The sequence below is a fragment of the Singulisphaera rosea genome (genome assembly GCF_054877945.1).
Window position 1 is genome coordinate 30,428 of sequence record NZ_JBTYIP020000029.1, and the last position, 20,038, is coordinate 50,465.

The following is a 20,038-nucleotide window of genomic DNA, read 5'->3' on the forward strand; positions in this document are numbered from 1 at the left end:
GAGGTATCACGAGTTGGAGAGCCCGTTGAGAGTGATCCAACCCGCCGGGGCACACTCTGTCGTGGGCCCTGAGCGACCGTTGACTTGAGGACTCAGTGCTGCACGAGGGTCGTGGGCTTCTGGATCACCAGTCGGTCGAGCTCGTTCCCGTCGATATCCCAGGCGCGATACGTCAGGCGTGAACCGGGCACGTCGATATCGATGGTTTGATAGGTCGAGACATTCGTGAACCCGACCGTGGTGTAATCCCGGGTGGCCTGCTCGCAGAATTTCTCGCCGGAGACGGAGACGACGTACGTGGTCCCTTCGGCGTTCGAGTCGACCTTGCAGCCCGAGCGCAGGGGGACGGTCCGCAGGTAGGCGTGGTCGTGTCCCTGGAGGACCATGTCGACGTGGTGCTTGTCGAAGACGGGGACCCAGTCCTCGCCGAGGGTCGGGTACTCGCGGGTCTGGTGCGACGCGTAGATCGGGTGGTGGAACATGACGAATTTCCAGGTGGCCTTGGACTTCGCAAGGGCGTCGTCGAGCCACTCGGCCTGGAGGCGGGCGACGCCGCGGTCGACGGTCGCGGGGGTGCTGTCGAGGACCGCGACGAAGGCGTTGGCGTACTCGAACGAATAGACGAGCGGCGGGGCGATTCCCGCGGGGCCGTTGCGAGGGAGGTCGAAGAAGGTTGAGTAGAGCCAAGGGCCTCGGTCGAGATATTCGTGGTTGCCGACGCAAGGCATCAGAGGCAAGGTGTCGAAGACACCCTCGGCCCTGAGGAAGAAGTGATCCCAGTTCGTCCGCTCGTTGCCCCGGTCGACGAGGTCGCCGGCGAGGAGCATGAATGAGGCATCAGGGTTTAGGCGTTGCGCGGCGTGGAGGAGCTTGCCCCAGCCCTCGAGGCCGCACTGGGCGTCGCCGAGATAGAGGAATCGGAAGCTCCTCGGGGTCGCCGGGCCCGTCCGGACCGTCCGCCAGGGGGACCAGCCGTTCGGCGAGCCGTCGCCCAGGGCGTACGCATAAGTCGTGTCCGGCGCGAGGTCGTCGACACGGACGCGATGGCGGAGGACGACCGGGTCGTTGAGCAAGTCCGGCGACTCGACCCGGGCCGACTCGCCCGTGACGACCCGGATCGCGCCAGGATCGGCTGGGTTTGAGCCGTTCTTTGCCGCGGGGGCGATCCGCAAGGCGGACGTCGAGACTTCGGGAGCCGTCCGCCAAGTCCAGGAGAGGCTCCGTGCCGGGTCGGCGCCGAAGGCGATCGCAACCTGGTCGGGGGCTGTCTTCGAGACGACGTGCGTTTTCCAGGCCCGTCCCGCGCGGGCAAGCGTGGTTTCATTCCTCCACTCGTGCGACGGCTGGAGGAGCAAGGATCCTCGGAGGTCTTCGGGCAGGCTCCGGATTGGCAACTCGACGTCGAAGGTGGTGCTGACGCCCACATTCGCAACGGCGACCTTCCAGTCACTCGGCTCGATCCCTTTGATTGCCGGGGCCCTGCCGTCCTTCGAGCGGACGAACGCCGCGTAGTGGGCGAGGGGCGAGCGGTCGAGGCCATTAACGCCCAGGCCGACCGTGCCCGACGCGAACCGCTTAGAATAGAGGGGCCAACGCCCGCTGAGGACGTTGATCGTGCGATCCGTCGCGGCGAACCCCTGGTCGGCCAGCCAGAACGGGATCGCGTGGCCTGGCGCGGCGACCTCGACGATGACCGGTCGATCGACCTGGAAACGGAGATAACCCCGGCCGAGCGCGTCACGCTCCTCGGGCGAGAGCGCGGCGAGGACGAGTTCGCCGCGGGGAGTGAGGGTGGAAAGCTCGGCGGCCGATCGCGTTTCGCTGAGCCGTTTCCCGGCGGATGTCAGGGTCGCTTGAGTTGTCGGGAGCTTGGAGACGGGGACGGGCCCGCCGCACGCGGAGGCGAGTCCGACGATCGGGATGAGCACGCCCAGGAGTCGCCGCGGTCGGTTTCGGTCCATTCCTTGACCCTCCCTCAGAATCGTCCGGGCGAGCGCCGCCATGTTCTGGAGCGTTCATAACCCATCCGACTCCCCTTTCCTAGAGCGATTCGAGGGGGGATGACGCTCGTCACGGCGCCCGGAATCGCACCCCTTGGCGGTTCGCCTTGCTTGACTTCGGTTACCCACACTCCACCTTGTAAAAATGTGGTAAGTGTTCGAATGAGCGGATGGCAGATCGACCCGGGGGAGAGGGCCGGGAAGCCCGGAGGGCGAACCGCAGGGCTCCTTTCCTTGGGCACGCGATTTGCGAAATCTGCGCATGCTTCCATAAAGCCCTCGTCTACACCGTTGTGAGGCCCCATGCCGAAGATCACGAACCTGCTCCCCGGTGAGCCGGAGCCTCTCGGGCCGAAGGTGACCCCGGAGGGGATCAATTTCGCCGTCCATTCCTCGGGCGCCACGAGGGTCGAGCTCCTCCTTTTCGATAACATCGCGGATCAGCGCCCGAGCCAGGTGATCCCGCTCTCGCCGGAGACGAACCGGACGGGCGACATCTGGCACATCTTCGTGGAAGGCCTCCCGAACAAGGCGCTCTACAATTACCGGGCCGACGGCCCCTACAACCCCGCCGTCGACGGCACTCGGTTCAACATCGCCAAGACGCTCCTCGACCCCTACGCCGTGGCGGTCACCGGCGACTTCTACTGGCAGTCGGGCGATGCGCTCGGTTACGACAACACCGAGCCCGAGAAGGCCGACCGCCACCTGAGGCCCAGCCGCGTCGACAATGTCGCCGGGGCCCCGCGATGCGTCGCGTATCGGAGCGACTTCGACTGGGAGGGGGACAAGCACCCCGACACCCCCATCGAAGAGTCGATCATCTACGAGGTCAACGTCCGAGGCTTCACCCGCCACCACTCGTCCGAGAGCGACCTGGCGGGGACCTATCGCGGGTTCATCGAGAAGATCCCCTACCTCAAGGACCTGGGGATCACCGCCGTCGAACTCCTGCCCATCATGGAGTTCGACCAGTTCGACGGACCCTTCCGCGACCCGCTCACCGGCGAACGCCTGGCGAACGCCTGGGGATACAACACGGTCGCCTTCTTCGCCCCCGAGTCTCACTACAGCTACTACGGGAAGCTCGGCGAACAGGTCGACGAATTCAAGATGCTCGTGCGCGAGCTCCACAAGAATGGCATCGAGGTCATCCTCGATGTCGTGTTCAACCACTCGCGCGAGGGGAACCACTTCGGTCCGACCGTCAGCTTCAAGGGGTTGGACAACCAGATCTATTACATGTTGACCCCGAGCCCGGAGTTCTACAACGACTTCACGGGCTGCGGCAACACGCTCAACTGCAACCATCCGGTGACGCGCAAATTCATCCTCGACTGCTTGCGGTACTGGGTGACCGAGATGCACGTCGACGGGTTCCGGTTCGACCTCGCGGCGGTTTTCGCCGTGGACGTCGATCAGCAAGAGAAGGGAAAGACGCCAATCATCCACGAGATCGAGACCGACGCGGTCCTCTCGCGGATCAAGCTGATCGCCGAGCCCTGGAGCATCCGCCAATACATGCTCGGGAGCTTCTCCGACCGGCGCTGGGCCGAGTGGAACGGACGGTTCCGCGACTCGGTCCGGAAGTTCGTGAAGGGAGATCCCGGCATCACGGGCGAGCTGGCGACCCGGGTCGCCGGGTCCTACGACCTATTTGCTCCGAACCCCGACTCGGAGCGGTCACCGTTCCACAGCATCAACTTCGTCACCTGTCATGACGGCTTCACCCTGAACGACCTCGTCTCGTACAACGAGAAACACAACGAACGCAACGGCGAACAGAACCGCGACGGCGCCAACGACAACGAGAGTTGGAACTGCGGTTACGAGGGGGCGCTCGAGTTCTCCAGCCTCCCCGAGGAAGAACGCCAGGCGATCGACCAGCTCCGTCGGCAGCAGATCAAGAACTTCCTGACGATCCTGTTCCTCTCCCAAGGGACGCCGATGCTCCTCTACGGCGACGAGATGCGCCGGACGGCGGAAGGCGATAACAACACGGTCTTCCAGGACAACTCGCTCAACTGGATCAACTGGGAATACGCCAAGGAGCATGCCGAAATCCTGCGGTTCACCAAATTGATCATCGCCTTCCGCAAGCGGCACCAGATTATCCGACGCTGGCGGTACCTGACCTCCGACGAATCCGAGACACCGGTGCTACGAAACATCACCTGGCACGGCGTCGAACCGAGGCAGGCCGACTTTTCTGAGTCCTCGCGATTCCTCGCGTGGGAACTTGAGGCGTTCCAGACCGATCAACGCTCCGACGTGCCGATCTACGTGGCCTCGAACGCATTCTGGGAGCCTCTGACCGTCCAACTCCCCGAGGTCGAAGGGCGTCGCTGGTATCGCGTGGCCGACACATCGTTGCCGATCGAGCAGGACATTGTTCCCGAGGAGGAAGCGTTCTTCCTGCCCGAGTCGACCTATCTGATTCGACCTCGGTCGACGATCGTCCTGATCTCGAAGTAAGCTCCGCGCCTTCGGGGGGGTGTGACAGGAGAATGCCAAGGGCCCGCGCGACCCTTCGGGTGCGATCCCCAGGCGAAGGGAATCCATCCGAAGAGTCGTGGCGGGCCCTTTCGGCCTAAAAATCGTCGCCGGGCGTACCCGCTCAGGCGGTCATCTTCAACTCCTCCTGCACAATCTCTTCGGCGATGTCTTCGCCGACGCTGCCGAGGATGCCGTCGGTGGCCGAGCGAACAAGCTCGGTGAAGACACCGCGGCGGTCGACGAGCTCGCCGTACGTCCCGGTCTCCACGACGCGGCCCTCATCGAAGACGAAGATCCGGTCGGAGTCGAGCAAGGTCGTGAGGCGGTGCGCCACGAGGATGACCGTGCGGTCCTGGCGGGCGGCGTTGATCGCCTGCTGGACCCGGCGCTCGCTGATGTTGTCCAGGGCCGAAGTCCCCTCGTCGAGGATCAGGATCGGCGGGTTCTTGAGGAAGACCCGGGCCAGGGCGAGCCGCTGTCGCTGTCCGCCGGACAGGTTCTGCCCGCGTTCCGAGATCCGGGCGTCGTAGCCGCCGGGCATGGCCATGATCTCGTCGTGCAAGCAGGCCCGCTTCGCGGCCTGCCGAATCTGTTCCGGGGTGGCCCCCTCATTCCCGTAGGCGATGTTCTCCGTGAGGCTGCCCGAGAAGACGAACGGATTCTGGCCGACGTATCCGATCAACGTCCCGATAGATTCACGCGTGACCGACTCCAGCGGGACGCCGCCGATCGAGGCCGTCCCGGCGCTCGGGTGGGTCAGCCGCATCATGACCCGAAGCCAGGTCGACTTGCCGCAGCCGGACCGGCCCGCCACCCCGATGGTTTCGCCGTGACGGATCGACAAGGAGACCCCGTTGAGGGCCCGTCTCGGGCGTCCGTCGGCCGTGTGGTAGTCGACCTGGAGCCCGTCGCACGCGAAGAGGGGCGTGTCCTGGCCGAGCGTCGGGACGCCGGGGTTGGTCGGCTGGAAGGAGCGATCCGACGGTTGCGACAGGATCTCGACAAGGTCGCCGACCCGCAGGCTGCTCTCGTGCGCCTCGTCGATGAACCGGTGGATCTCATTCAAGGGCGCCATGACGTTGAGGAAGAGGGCCGAGAAGAGCAGGATGTCGCCGTTCTGGATCCCCCCGTGGATAAACAGGGAGATGGCGAAGGCGATGACGAGGAGGTGGAAGAACCCTTCGTTGAGCGCCTTGCCGCATCCGAAGAGCGACATCTCGAAGTGGTGGCGGAGCTCTTTCGATCGTTTCCGTTCCGCCGTGCGCTCGACGCGGGCGATCTCGGCCTGGTGGGTGTTCGCGGCCCGGATGTAGTCGATTCCTCCCAATTGCTCGACGACCGTGCCGTCCATCTCTTCGCGGGTCCGCAACAAGCCGAGACGGATCCCCTTCTGGGTCAGGAGCTGCCACATGGTCAGCGCGACGGAGATCGGGATCACCCCGGCCATCGCGAGCGCGATCTTCGGCTGCTTCGAGAGCGCGGCCGTGAGCGCGAACGTCCCCGTGAGGATCGCGGGGAAGAAGTCGAGGAAGCTGATCCGGAGGAATCGCACGAATCCCTCGACGCTCCGGGTGATCCGCCCCTGGAGGGCCCCGACCTGGTCGCGCGAGAGGGTCGCGAGGTCGACCGTCATCAAGTGAGAGAGGAGCCGGACGCACATGTCACGGTCGATCCGCGTGCAGGTGCTCTCGACCAGGTAGCGCCTGAGGACGTTCATCCCTTCGCGGACGAGGTAGGCCACGCCGATCAGAGTGAGATAGAAGACCGCCGTCTTCATCACGGCGGCTTCGCCCAGTCCCTGTTTCGACTGCTCGTTCACCGCGTTGACGAGAGCACCGAGCAACAGCGGGATCGCCGTCCACGCGGCGCTCGTGGTGCTCATGACCACGACCGCCCCCGCGAGCGCGAACCTCTGCCGCCAAGGGACCAGTTTCCAGACCTGCAGGCCGCGCTCCACGATGTTCCGGAATTCACGCCAGAATCCGTTCCGCGGCGTGTCCTGTCGCTGGACCATTTCGGCACCTTGTCGAGTCGAGTGAACGGAGGTGAATATCTGCAACCAAAAATCAAGGACTTGGCTTCGTGGCCGAGATGGGGGAGTTCCTCGGCCTATTGCAATGGGTCGAAGGGACGAGAGGGGCATCGTCGTCGGGTGCCCGCAAGGTCGGGAACGTCCCCGACTTCAAGTCTTCTCGTGGATTTGCAAGGGTGATGCCGGGCGATTTGATCGCGGCCCAAGGCCGCGGTCGCTCCAGCCAGTCCGAGACGAGGACCGCCTAGATCCAAGGGGAGATCTCGCCGAACGATCGAGGTCCGGGAGATGCGAGCGTCGCGAGAATCGTAGCGGTCTCACGGCTTTAGGCAAGACCACCTCGACGGCGATGCCCGCTTTATAGGCAACGGCCGCCTCTCTCTTGGGGTGTAAAAAATATGTTTTTCATTAATCCATCCCGGAATCCCCAACGGTGCGTGATAGGATCCGTTGCGTCGGTGTCGGGGATCCTTTTTTATGTACGACGAATTGGCTGAAGACGAGGGAAGCAATTTCGTCCGCTCGACTTTTTCATGGCTTTCGGTGCTCTAATCACCCTCACGCTTCGATGTGGACCGAGTCCCACGGAGGTGAACCTCGAAGGCGTTTCTGTGCTCCTTACGTAAGTTGCCAGGAGGTCTTACTCGAGCGTACCTAGTCGCTCGAGGCGAACTCTCTCGCTCGGGATTCCTTCTCGATTGCAGTTCTCGGCCTAGAAAAGTATCGAATGTACAAACGAGGACATTTCTCGGTGGGTGCCAAGAACTTCCCATTTTTCCCGGCTTTTCTAGAGATCGAGAACTCAAGGTGGCACAAGGCCGAACCTGGACAACGGGGCTCTTGGTCGAACTCGACGGGATCCTGTTCATGGAAAATTCATTAGCGTTCCGAGCCGTGAATCGCGTAACGTGACTAGACATACGCATTTCCCCGAGAGCTCGGTCCCCGAGCCTCGACGCCTTCGCGCAGATTTGGAGTCGCCATTCTCCGCTCATTTACGAAGTCACTCGCGGCTTTCTCAAGCCAATGAGTGTGCCCCTCCATCGCGAGGGCTGTACAAACTTTGTATGAGAATTGGGAAAATTGTGGCGGTGCGTGTCGGTCGTGCATTAAGGCACGACGTTTGCACAATTCCTCGGCGGCTTGTGGGATACAAGTCGCCTATCTGGAAAAAGGGAAGGTCGATGATGAATAGCGAATTTGTGACGAATTCTTCGCCCCATACACTCTTGTCGACGGACACGAAGGCAGGTTTGGATCATGGCAGCCGCGTCGCGGGCCGCCTGGACTTGGGCGGCCTCTCGACCCCGGCCCCCGCGGATGAGACGCTTGTCGTCGACGACCGGTCGGGTCTCAGTCCTGCTCATTTGGTCGAGACCAAGCTAACGCGAAGGCTCAAGGAAGCGACGCTGCCGGTCAGCCATCTCCAGATGCGTGGCCTGCTGAGAAAGCGTTGATGTCCACATTTCTTTTCGCGGTAGCTCGACGTCTCGACCCTCTCACGTCATGCTCCAGGTCTCGAGCAATCCCCCGCACCCCTCCTCTCCCCTGCGGGGACGGACACCTCGAGATCGCCCGACCCCTCACTTCATGACTCCCTTCGGCCGCCGACAAGCTCGTTTTGTTGGATAAGATATCAAAAACGATTAAATCGTCGTTCCAAATGGCCTTCGGATCGGACGCCGACGGACCGGATTAACCGGCCGCGGCGTCCGGACGCCCGAGGACTACGCGGACTTCGTGGTTTGCCGCGTCGTCGTTGAGCGGGATTCCGCTGTCGAGCGACGGCTGGCCGTCGACTTCGACGAGGGCGACGCCGCGCTCGAGGCCTTCGGGGTTCTCGACGACGATGCGGTAGCTCGAGCTGCCGTGTCGGTACGTGACCTCGAACCGAGGCCAGTCGGCGGGGATGCACGGGTCGACCACTAAGGTGTTGCCCCTCTTGCGGACGCCGAGGATCGACTCGAGGCCGACTCGATAGAGCCAGGCCGCGGAGCCGGTGTACCACGTCCAGCCGCCTCGCCCCGTGTGGGGAGGGCGGCCGTAGACGTCGCCCGCGATGACGTAAGGCTCGACCTTGTAGCGGGCGATCGCCTCGGGGGTGCCGCCGTGCGCGATCGGGTTGAGGAGTCCGAAGAGCTCGAATGCACGCGTCCCGAGGCCGAGTTGCGTCGCGGCGAGGACGACCCAGGTTGCGGCGTGGGTGTACTGGCCGCCGTTCTCGCGGATCCCCGGGACATACCCCTTGATGTAACCGGGGTGGAGCCGGCCCGAGTCGAAAGGAGGAGTCAGGAGGAGGATCACTCCATCCTCGACGCGGACGAGTTGCTCGAAGACCGCGTCCATCGCTCGTCCCGCTCGCTCCGGTTCCGCTGCACCTGAGATCACCGCCCAGGTCTGGGCGATCGAGTCGACTCGGCATTCGTCGTTACCGGCCGACCCGAGCGGCGTCCCGTCATCAAAGTAGGCTCGCCGATACCATGCGCCATCCCATGCGTTGGTTTCGACGGCGAGGCGGAGGTTTTCGGCGCGCTGACGATAATGGCTAGCCCGCTCGGAGTCGCCCCTGGACTCGGCCAGGTTCGCGAACCGGTTCAGGGTGGCGATCTGGAACCAGGCGACCCAGACGCTCTCGCCCTTCCCGCCGGATCCGACGCGGTTCATCCCGTCGTTCCAGTCTCCTGTGCCCATCAGCGGAAGGCCGTGCGACCCGTCGTGTTCACCCCGGGCGAGGGCCCGGGCGCAGTGGTCGTAGAGGGTGCCGTCCTGGTCGGAGATGTCGGGCAAGCCGTAGTCGTCGTCCTGACCCGAGGGGATCGGCCGGCCCTTCAGGAATGGGATGCGTTCGTCAAGAATCGACGCATCGCCGGTCGCCTCGACGTAGTGGGCGACCACGTACGGGAGCCAGAGGAAGTCGTCCGAGATCTTGGTCCGGATCCCTCGGCCTGTCGGGGGATGCCACCAGTGCTGGACGTCCCCTTCCATGAATTGGCGGGCCGAGGCACGGAGGATCTGCGCCTTCGTCTCGCCCGGATCGGCGAGGACCAGGGCCATGACGTCCTGGAGTTGGTCGCGGAACCCGAAGGCGCCGCCGGATTGATAGAAGGCCGAGCGTCCCCAGACTCGGCATGTCAGGACCTGGTAGAGGAGCCAACGATTCAGGAGGAGGTCGGTCGCGGGGTCGGGCGTGCGGACTTGCACGGTGGTCAGGAGCGAATCCCAATGTGTCTTGGTTGCGTCGAGCGCTTGGCGTGCGACGGCCGGGGCCCGGTGTCGCCGGAGGAGATCGCGGGCGTGTTCGAGCCCATCTGCCTCGCCGAGGACGAAGAGGACCTCGGATTCCGCGCCCGGGGCCAGTTCGAACTTGGCCTGGACGGCCGCGCACGGGTCCATCCCGGCGCCGACTCGTCCCGAGAGTTCGGATCGGCCGAGCGCGGCGGGGGCGGCGACGGAGCCGTTCCGCCCGAGGAACTCGCCCCGATCGCACGTCAACGACCGGGGGCGGAGGTCGACGTCGACGAACGAGAGCCGGTCCGGGAAGTCGGTGCGGAAGGCATTCCTCGCGAGGATCGCGCCGGTCTCCGGGTCGAGCTCGGTCACGACGTGCGCGGATTCGCGGTCTCGGGTCGTCCCCAGGACCCACTCGAGGTAATACGTGGCGGAGAGGCTTCGGGAGCTGTCGCCGAGGTTTCGGAGCTTGAGGAGGACGTACTTCACCGGGTCGTCGGGGGAGACGAATACGGTCAGCTCGTGCTCGAGCCCGAACCCTCGGCGCTGGAATGTGGTGTAGCCCTGACCGTGGCGGACGAGCGTCGGCGAGTGCGACGGGACGGGGAGTGGCGCCGGGCTCCAGACTTCGCCGGTCTCTTCGTCGCGGAGGTAAACGACCTCGCCGGGCGGGTCGGTGACGGGGTCGTTGTTCCAGGGGGTGAGCCGGTTCGCCTGGCTGTTACCTGACCAGGTGTAACCCAGCCCCGACTCGGACGCCAGGAAACCGAATCCGGGGTTCGAGATGACGTTGATCCAGGGGGCCGGCGGCAAGGTCGGGTACGGGACCGGCTCGACATAGGGCTTGCCGTTGCGCCGGATCTCGGGTTTCGGGGGGGACTGGACGTTGACCAGGTATTCGCGTCCGTCGGTCGAGAACCCGCCGAATCCGTTCGCGAAAAGGAGCTCGGGGACCGCCATTGGATCGACCGGGAACGCGACCGGCTCGCGGGTGCGGATGAACGGCTCGGGCAGGGCCGGAACCCGTTCGATGCGCTCGAGCTGCGTGGTGAGGGGGCCTCGTGAGGCGTCGAGGACGACCCGGGCGGCGGTCTGGAACAGGATCGCATCCGCCTCGGAGATCTGCGCCGACTTGCGGATGAAGACGCCTTTGGGCTTGTCCAGATCCTCGCGTGACTCGCTCGAGCGGACCAGCTCGTGGAGCCTGCGCGAGAGCGCGTCCAGATAGGTCGCCGGCTGTTCGTCGAGGAAGATGAGGTCGAAGTCGAGCCCCTTGGAACTCAGGAACGCGTGGGCGGCGAGGAGCTCTCGGGCGAGGCCGAACTCGGAGTCGTCGCCGAACCGAACCAGGAGGATCGGGTAGTCCCCCGAAATCCCGTGGCGCCAGAGGTCCTGGGTCCCTTTTCGGTTCGCCTCGAGGACGCCGGGGGCGGCCCGGAGGGCCTGGCCGTTGAAGATGATGTGCGAAGCGAGGCGCTGGAAAAGCTGGGCGTCTTCAGGGGAACAGTGTCGTTGGACGTGTTCGACCTGGCTGTGGGCCCAGGCCAGCTCGAACGCGCGGGCGACGGCGCTCGCGTCGTGATACTGGTCGGCGAGTGTGAGGGCCTCCTCGCGCGACTCGACGACGGCCGTGGTGAAGGCGACGCTCGCCGCCTCGCCGGGCTCGAGTCGGATCCGACGCCGGAGGCTGAAGACCGGGTCGAGGACCGGCCCGACCGTCCCCGAGAGTTGGGCTCCCGAGTCGAGGGCGGCCGGGTCGGCGGGCGTTCGCCCTCGGCCGAGGAACTGGGCGCGGTCGGTTTCGAACTGCACTTCCCCTTCGGTCGGCCCGTCGACGGCCAGGACGTGGACGGCCCACACCGGCCGTTGCTCCGACGCTCGAGGCCGGCGCCGGCAGATCAGGGCTTCTGAGCGGGGAACCCATTCGGTCTCGAGGAACAGCTTGCCGAACGCCGGGTGCGCGCGGTCCCCTTCGCGGGCCCCGAGCACGACCTCGGCGTAGCTGGTGACCTCGACCACCCTGGCCTTGTTGCCGAGGTTGGTCATCGTGACGCGTCGGACTTCCGCGAGCCGCTCGGGAGAGACGGTGATCTCAAGGAGAGATTCGAGGGTCCCGTCGACCCTCCGGAACGCGGCCTTGTCGGCGGCGTAGGTGACCTCGTATTCTTCGGCCGCCCTCCCGATCGGCTGGTAGGCGGCGGACCAGGCCGGACCTCCGGCGACGTCTCGGAGGTAGCAGAACTGGCCGGCGTTGTCGCGGGTGACGTCCTCGCGCCAGCGGGTGACGTCGATCTCCCGACATCGGCTCGATCCCGCGCCGGAGTTGGTGACCATCACGTGGTACTGGCCGTTCGACAGGAGGTGGGCGCGAGGCGTCGGCGTGTTCGGCGAGGTCAGACGCCGGCTGAGCAGCGGTATCCCTTCTCGGGCTTCCGTCGGTCCGGTGGCGGCGGTCGTGGCTTCTGACGGCTCGATGATCGGTGCGTCGCGCGGGATCCGTTCCTGGAGCAGCAGCTCGACGGCCCGCACCATCGGGTCGGCGTGGAACCTACGGGGCATCGGCTCGTCGAGGACTGCGTTGGCCAGCGCCACCAGGCTCATCCCCTGGTGGTGAGCCATGTACGAGCGGACGATCCCCGCTCGCTTGCCCTTGGGCACTCGCGTCGCCGTGTAGTCGACGGCCTCATAGTATCCATAGAGGCCCTCGGCCCCTTCGGAGGCGAGGCGTCGGAAGTTCTCGAGGGCCTCGTGGGGGGCGACCATCACGGCGAGCGCGGTCGCGTACGGGGCGATGACCGCGTCTTTGTCGAGCTCACGCTTCAGGCCCAGCCCAGGGACGCCGAACGACTGGTAGTGGTAGTCGCCGTCGCCGGTCTTGGCGTTGTAAGACGACTCGGAGATCCCCCAGGGGGTGCCGAGTTCCCGGCCGTACTCGATCTGCCGCGCGACCGCGGTTCGGCACGCGTCGTCGACCAGGGTGCCGGGGAGGCTCTTCAGCATGAGCCGAGGCATCAGATACTCGAACATCGTCCCGCCCCAGGAGACGAGTCCGATTTCTCCCGCGGCGCGGATGTACGGGCGACCGAGTTGGAACCAGTGACGCCTGGGGGCGTCGCCTCGGGCGATCGTCAGGAAGCTCGTCAGGCACGACTCCGAGGCGATCAGGTCGTAGCAGGCCCCGTCGAGCTTCCCTTGAACGAGGTTGCAGCCGATCGCGTACAGGTGCCGATCTGGCTTGTACAAAGGGCGGAATTCCATCCCGGCCGCGAGGGCGTCGGCGCGGTCGGCGAGGATGAGCAGTCGGGAACGCAAGGAGGTCTCGATCGAGTCCCGGACCCCCTCCACGAGGCCCGTCACAGCCGACCGGGAGGGATCGTCGGAGGGCCAATCATCGAGCTCGGTCGAGTCCCCTTGCCTGGCGAAGCCGCCCGTGTCGAGGAGCCGCTTGAAGAGGGATGCGCCGAGGCCGACCGGGTGGGTGCCGACGGTCAGGCCGTCTCGCCAATCGCGAAGGGCCGCGAGCCAGGGGGCCAGGGCCTCGAGCTCGGCGCGACGGTCCTGAATCTGGGACATGAAACGTCGCGTCCAGTGTTCGACCCGTTCGAGCGCGACTGCGAACGGATCGAAATGCTCGTGGACGGACTCGGACGCCTCGACTGTCGAGGAGCCGTCTCCGCGACGCTTCGGGCCAGGGGCGGACGAAGCCCCAAGGGGGACGCCCAACTCGGCGCCGAAGGATCGCAGTCGGCCGATCAGGCCGGCCGCGGCCCAATCGAGTGACTTCAGCCATTCTTCCCAGCCGAGCAGGTCGTCCGGGGTCGTCTCGAGGCGTCGACCAACCTGGCGGAATTCTTCCTCGAGGAGGCGGAGCGAGGACGACGCGTGGGCGATGGTCGGGGGTTTCGTCCCCTGGAGCGTCGCGAGGGCGAGCCCGAGGGTATCGGCCAGCCCCGCCGCGATCTCGGGTCCGACAAGGGGGCCGTCGGCCTTCTCCCGGAGCCCTTGCCGAAGCGCCACGAGGCAACCGAGCAGGTTGCCGCTGTCGACGGTCGAAATATACTTCGGATGGAGAGGTTCGAGAGTCCTTGTGTCGTACCAGTTATAGAAATGTCCCCAGTGTTTCTCCATCCGGTCGAACGTGTCGAACGTCTTCTCGAGCCGGTCGGCGAGGGTCCGCAGGCCGATGTAGCCGAGGTCGTGGGCCGTCAGCGTCGAGAGGAGGAGCAGCCCCTGGTTCGTGGGGGAGGTCCGGTGCGCGACGCGAGGTTCGGGGATCTCCTGGAAGTTGTCGGGGGGGAGCCAACAGTCCTCGTCGCCGACGAAGGTCTCGAAGAAGTGCCAGGTCCGTCGCGCGATCCGCCGGAGCTCGTTGCGCTCGACGTCCGAAAGCGGCGACTCGGCCACGGCCTTGGGCCGGCTCACCCAGTAGGCGACCAATGGCGAGAGGAACCAGGAGGCCAGCACCGGGCCCGCCGCCACGAGGGCCGAGGGGCGTGCCAACGCGACCAGCGCCGCGATCGCGACCGCCAAGGTCGGGGCTTGCCACATGCTGAGGACGAAGCTCGCGATCCCCGTCCCGAGCCGGCGCTCGGTCGACGCGGCCGTCTCCCACTCGAGGAAGCCGCGTTTGGTCACGAACAACCGGGTCAGTGTCCGGAAGGTCGCATCGAGCGCGATCCTGGCCTGGTCGGCGAGGAAGGTGATCGACAGGAGGACCTGGGCGGCCGTCGCGGGGATGGAGTCGCGCCAGCAGAGCAAGCCTGCGAACGACCCGCGACGCAGGCACCCCACCAGGGTCGCCACGATCGTCTGGAGGAGCGGCTGTGCCGGCACCGCCAGGGCGATCGCCGTCCAGAGCCAGGGAGAGCCGGGTAGGACTGCCCAACCCAGGGTCAGCATGAGCACCAAGGACGGGGAGACGAGGCTCCGCCGGAGGTTGTCGAAGAGCTTCCAGCGTTCGAGCGGCGGCAGTGGGTTGGCTCGCGAGCCTTCGGGGGCGGGGACCCGGCGGCCGAGCCAGGGGAGGAGTTGCCAGTCGCCCCGGACCCAGCGGTGTTCACGACGGGCGTAGGCGTGGTATCGGGCCGGGAAGTCGTCGAAGAGCTCGGTGTCGGTCACGAGCCCGCAACGCGCGTAGTTCCCTTCGATCAGGTCGTGGCTGAGGATGCGGTTCTCCGGGAATGTGTGCCCGGTGGCCGCCTCGAACGCATCGACCTCGTAAATCCCCTTGCCGGTGAAGCTCCCAACGCCGAAGAGGTCCATGTAAGTGTCGGACGAGGCCGACGAGTACGGGTCGATCCCGCCCGAGGCCGCGAGGACCGCCGCGAACCGTGAGTGCGTGGCCGCCGTCAGGTGGAAGCTGACCCTCGGCTGCAAGACACCGTGCCCTTCGACCACGCGTCCCAGGGCCGGGTCGAATCGCGGGAGGTTGAGCGGGTGGGCGAGCGTCCCCACCAGCCTTCGTGCGCTGTCGCGCGGCATCTGGGTGTCGGAGTCGAGCGTGATCACGAACCGGACCTTCGGAATATCCGCCGGGTCTTCGACGCTCAGGACGTGATAGCTCGTCTCCCGGTCCCCTCGAATCAGGCGGTTGAACTCGGAAAGCTTGCCTCGCTTCCGCTCCCAGCCCATCCAGCACCCCTGAATCGGGTTCCAGATCCGTCGCCGGTGGAAGAGGAAGAAGAGGTCGGGGCCCGTCGGGGCGTACTTCTGGTTGAGCACGCGTAACCGGGCGAGCGCATCGCGGATGTAGCCCTCGTCCGCGTCGGTGTGCTCCTCGTCCGCGTCCGCGAAGTCGGTCAGGAGGGCGAACCGGAGCCGGGGGTCGGGGTTCGCGAGGTAGTGGATCTCGAGGCGTTCGAGCAAGGACTCCGCGCTCTGCGGACGGATCAGCATGCTCGGCATCACGACGAACGTGGGGCAGTCGGCCGGGATCCCTTCCTTGAACTCGAGCTTCGGCAATACCCTCGCCGGCATCACGAGGGTCAGCACGTGGTTGACGATTCCGACCGCCAACTCGCTTGCGGGCAGGAGCAACGCGAGGACGACGAGCGCGAGCGACCAGGGACCCACCGCGGTCGGTAGTGCCAGCAGGGTCACGATCGTTGCGAAGAGGAGGAGGATGGAGCCGGAGTAGACCGCCCAGGGGTGGCCGAGGGACCACCTCGAGAGGGCTTCCTTCAACCGGATCCCGGCGGGGGGGAACGACTGCTTGAGCTCGGTCAGGCCGTGGTCGACGAGGTAGTAGCCGACGTGGCTTCGGGCTGTACCCTCGTCGAGGTTAGCCCGGGCCAGCTCGACGGCTCGGAGCGCCACCTCGGATTCGTCGGCGCCGGCCCTTCGGGCGATGGTCTCGACGGCCCTGCGATATCGGTCGCGGGTCGCGAAGTCCTGGAGGGTATAAATCCCGGCGGGATCGTCGCGGAGGACGACCTCGACGAGGTTGATGCGCTCGAATGCGGCGTTCCAGTCCATCGCCGAGAGCAGGCGCAGGCTGATGACGCAGTTGCCGATCGAGATCTGATTCGCGGCCTGTCGGCGATGCTCGCGACGGACGATGTCATCGACCTCGGCCCCTTGTTCGTGGAACCGCTCTTCCAGGCGCTCGAGAGCAGCGGCCGCCGCGGGGCCTCGATCGCGAAGGAGCTGAACGAGGCGGACGCCGAAGGGGGCGGTGGGGGCGCTCGGGGGCGTCGGGACGAGGGAACGGCCGGGCTCCAGACGGTTCGTACCGCCCCCGAGGATTTCTCGGGCGGCGTCCTCGGCGCGGGCCCACTCGTCCCATCCCCAGATCATCTCGTCGGAGAGCCGCCTGAGGTTCTCGATGAGGAGGAGCCGGAGCATTGTCGGCAGCGCCCAGAGCTCGCCGATCGTCAGCGGCGTGACCCCTTGGTAGACTTCGACGTAGCGGGTAATCCTGGTCTCGTCGAGCTCGCTGTCGGTGTGCGCGACGAGGGCCAACGCAAGCGCCAGGACGCGAGGATAGCCCCGGACCGGGTCTCCGGAAAGCTTGGGCAGCTCTCGGTCATATCCCTGGGGGAAGTCCTGGCGCACTTCGCGGAGAACCTCCTCCACGATGTGATAGTTGTCGGCGAGCCACTCGGCGTCGATGCTCCGTCCCTCATGACCCCCTGCCCCGGCGGCAATTCGCGCGAGGGCCTTTGCCAGCGAGCGGCCGTTCTCCTCGAAACGCTCAAGGAGCGGGCTGCTCTGCTTACGAGGGGGCTCCAGCGCGCAGGCCAACGCCAGCAGCCTCGCGTGGGCGTCGAGCCGTTCTTGACCGAAGAGTTCCGCGCGGATCGGGGCCTTGCCCAGGGGATCGACAAGGAGGTCGGCCAACGTCCCTGATTCGGAAGGGCCGGGAGGGGCTTGCTCGACGAAAGAAACACTCATCCCGTTCTCATTCTCCCCGAGGAACTCGCGAGGGGCCGATGCGCCCCGCTCGCGCGTGTCGGCCGCCACGAGGGTGTGTGCCCCGCCCGCGGCCGAATCCTAATGATAAAGAATTGCGAATGTAGTGTCGATCCAATCGCCCAACCCAGGGTTGGTCGTCGCGGTCAGCCGGGATGTCGGCGCGGAGTGGGTAGTCCGGTGGATCTCCTTCGACCAAGGCGGGGTGCGTTCGTCGGCCCCGTCCGTGTTCCGGGCTCGCCTCTTCGCCGGCAATTCCGGTGCCTGGGCGTCTAACTCGAAACCGGGTTTTTTCTTGGGAACCGGGTCGCTCATGTCGCGAGATCGGTGCTGAGCTCCATGTAGGGAGGGCATTGCCCACCAGCATTCCGGCAGGCCCGGTCGACGTCACCAGCCATCGAAATGCGGGCGGGGTGCGTCGATGACTTTCCTACCCTCGATCGCCACTGGGAAAGACAGGTGGGCGATGCCCACCCTACGGGATGACTTCGGCACCAATCTCGCCTCATGAGCCAACCGGGATTCTCGGGGAGTCGGCGACGATATCCCCGAGATCGTCGGCGTTGACGGCGTCAGAAACCCGGTTGTGAGAAAACCCGGGATTCGGGACAGATACGCTCACGATTTCCAGGGAGACGAAGTGTGAATTTTAATCGATATAGATAAACTCGTTAGAGTTGATAATCGCGAGGAGGAAATGCTCTGTGGAGTGATCGTGCCCGAGGAACTCGCGGGCGAGCGCCCGTTCGGCTTCGTCGGGCGGTCGGCCCAGGGATACGATGAAGGCGGTCCGGACCTGAGAGTCGACGTCGGGGCCGGCTTCGGAGTTGACCCGGCGGGCGAGCGCATGGGCCGCCTGGGCGGCGAGCTCGCCGTTGAGGAGCGTGAGGGCCTGCGGGGCGATGGTCGTGACCGGGCGCTGGGGGCAGCTTGCGTTGGTGTCGGGGCGATCGAAGGCCTCGAAGAACGGGAAGCGGAGGTTCCGCCTCACGAAGACATAGAGGCTTCGTCGATCGCGGTCGGCGGCGTTCCTCGAGACCGGCCAGATCGCCCCCTTGCTACTCAGCTTGGTGAGCTCGGCCGGGAGTTGGGGGAAGACCGGGGGCCCACCCATCGTGCCGTTGAGTTGGCCCGAGGCGGCGAGCAACGCGTCACGGATGGCCTCGCCGTCGAGCCGCCTTGGGGCGAACCGCCAGAGGAGAGAGTTTTCCGGGTCGGCAGCCCGCGAGCCCGAGTTGGTCCGCGACGATTGGCGATAGGTCGCGCTCGTGACCATCAGCCGGTGGAGCGTCTTCAAGCTCCAGCCGCGGTCGGCCAGCTCCAGGGCCAGCCAGTCGAGGAGCTCGGGGTGGGTCGGCTCGGCGCCCATCGTGCCGAAGTCGCTCGGGGTGGCGACGATCCCCCGGCCGAAGTGGTGTTGCCAGAGCCGATTGACGATGACACGGGCGGTCAAAGGGTGGTCGGGCCGGACCAGCCAACCTGCCAGAGCCGTCCGCCGGCCGCTCGTCCGCGACGACGGCGAGACGCGGGTCAGGGCTTCGGGCTCCGAACTGCTGAGGACGAGCGGGAAGGCCGGGGGGGCCTCGGGGCCCTTCAAGGTCAGCTCCCCTCGACGCAGGACGAACGTCGGCGGGGGATTGGCGGTCGTCTCGTCAATCCCTCGGGCCGTCGGCGGTGGGACAATAGCCTTGCGGACCAGCCGGGACTGCCTCGCCAGGAGGACTCGCCGGATCGCGGCGGTCGTCGGGTCGAGGACCGCCTCCCAGGTGGCTGAAGAGATCCGACGATCTGCGGCGAGTGCGTCGTAGACCAGTCGAACCTCCGTCGGAGTCCTGTCCCCTTCCGACTTCTGGAAGGCCGACGCCGCGTCATCACTGATCCCAGCAGGGGTACCGGGGGCGAGGATCCGCCGCACGGAGGACTCGATCCGTATGAGTGCCCGCTGGACGGCGAGCCGGTCACGTTCGCCGGCCTGCGAGACCCGCTCGGCTTCGGCGTGTTCCTCGGAGTCGACAACGGGGTAGTCGTCGCGAAACCGAGAAGGGCTGAAGAAGGCCTGGAGCCGGTAGAAATCGCTCTGGCGGATCGGGTCGAACTTGTGGTCGTGGCAACGGGCGCAGCCCATCGTGAGGCCGAGGAAGGTCAATGAGGCCGTCTCGGTGATGTCGTTGAGGGCGTTCTGCCGCCTCAACGCCTGGTCGTTGAGGTCGACCATGTCGGGATAGCAGCGATTGAAGCCGGTCGCAATGAATGCGGAGGGGTCGTCGGGGTCGGTCTCGTCGCCCGCGAGTTGCTGGCGGACGAAGACGTCGTACGGGAGGTCGCGATTGAGGGCCTGGACGACCCAGTCGCGATAACGCCAGGCGTTCTCGCGGACCTGGTCGAACTCGAATCCGTCGGTGTCCGCATAGCGCGCGAGGTCGAGCCAGTGCTGGGCCCAGCGCTCGCCGTACCTCGGGCTGGCGAGCAGGCGATCAACGAGCCGGCCGTAGGCAATATCCTCGGGGGCGTCGTCCGCAAGGAACGAGGCGACCTCCTCGGGGGACGGGGGAAGACCTGTGAGGTCGAAACTGAGCCGACGGAGAAGGCTCGTTCGGCTTGCTTCACTCGCGGGTCGGAGTCCGTTCTCCTCGAACGCCTCAAGGATGAAGGCGTCGATCGGGTTGCGTACCCAATCCTTATCCTGGACTTCGGGGATCTCGGGTCGTCGGGGAGGCCGGAAGGCCCAGTGATTCCGATCCTCGGGCCGGATTACCTTCTCTCGGGCCGGCTCCTCGCCGCGGGTTCTCGACGACGGGAGCAAGGACCCTCCGACGAGGACGAGGGTCAAGGCGATCGTCGAGGAAGTCCGGAGGAATCGACGAGACATGAC

At 65.8% G+C, this 20,038-nt stretch carries 6 protein-coding genes; 2 read left to right on the top strand and 4 right to left on the bottom strand.

Annotation, left to right across the window (positions count from 1 at the left end; translation table 11 throughout):
• Positions 1-92 precede the first annotated feature (92 nt).
• Entirely contained in the window at positions 93-1,961 is a 1,869-nt protein-coding gene (locus ACYOEI_RS32890; RefSeq protein ID WP_462854201.1) for a purple acid phosphatase family protein, read from the bottom strand.
• 342 nt (positions 1,962-2,303) lie between these two features.
• Between ACYOEI_RS32890 and glgX the strand changes: the two genes are divergently transcribed.
• Positions 2,304-4,475, top strand: coding sequence for a glycogen debranching protein GlgX (glgX, locus tag ACYOEI_RS32895; RefSeq protein ID WP_462854203.1), 2,172 nt, complete (start codon positions 2,304-2,306; stop codon positions 4,473-4,475).
• A 142-nt stretch (positions 4,476-4,617) separates the two neighbouring features.
• Here glgX and ACYOEI_RS32900 read toward each other — a convergent pair whose 3' ends face one another.
• Positions 4,618-6,510, bottom strand: coding sequence for an ABC transporter ATP-binding protein (locus tag ACYOEI_RS32900; RefSeq protein WP_462854204.1), 1,893 nt, complete (start codon positions 6,508-6,510; stop codon positions 4,618-4,620).
• Positions 6,511-7,781: 1,271 nt separating this feature from the next.
• Here ACYOEI_RS32900 and ACYOEI_RS32905 point away from each other — a divergent pair.
• Positions 7,782-7,985, top strand: a complete 204-nt coding sequence (locus ACYOEI_RS32905; RefSeq protein WP_462854206.1) for a hypothetical protein — start codon at positions 7,782-7,784, stop codon at positions 7,983-7,985.
• 238 nt (positions 7,986-8,223) lie between these two features.
• Here ACYOEI_RS32905 and ACYOEI_RS32910 read toward each other — a convergent pair whose 3' ends face one another.
• Entirely contained in the window at positions 8,224-17,148 is an 8,925-nt protein-coding gene (locus tag ACYOEI_RS32910; protein WP_462854208.1) for a glycoside hydrolase family 94 protein, read from the bottom strand.
• Positions 17,149-17,815: 667 nt separating this feature from the next.
• On the bottom strand, positions 17,816-20,035 hold the full coding sequence (locus tag ACYOEI_RS32915) for a DUF1549 and DUF1553 domain-containing protein (RefSeq protein WP_462854209.1): 2,220 nt from the start codon (positions 20,033-20,035) through the stop codon (positions 17,816-17,818).
• Positions 20,036-20,038 lie beyond the last annotated feature (3 nt).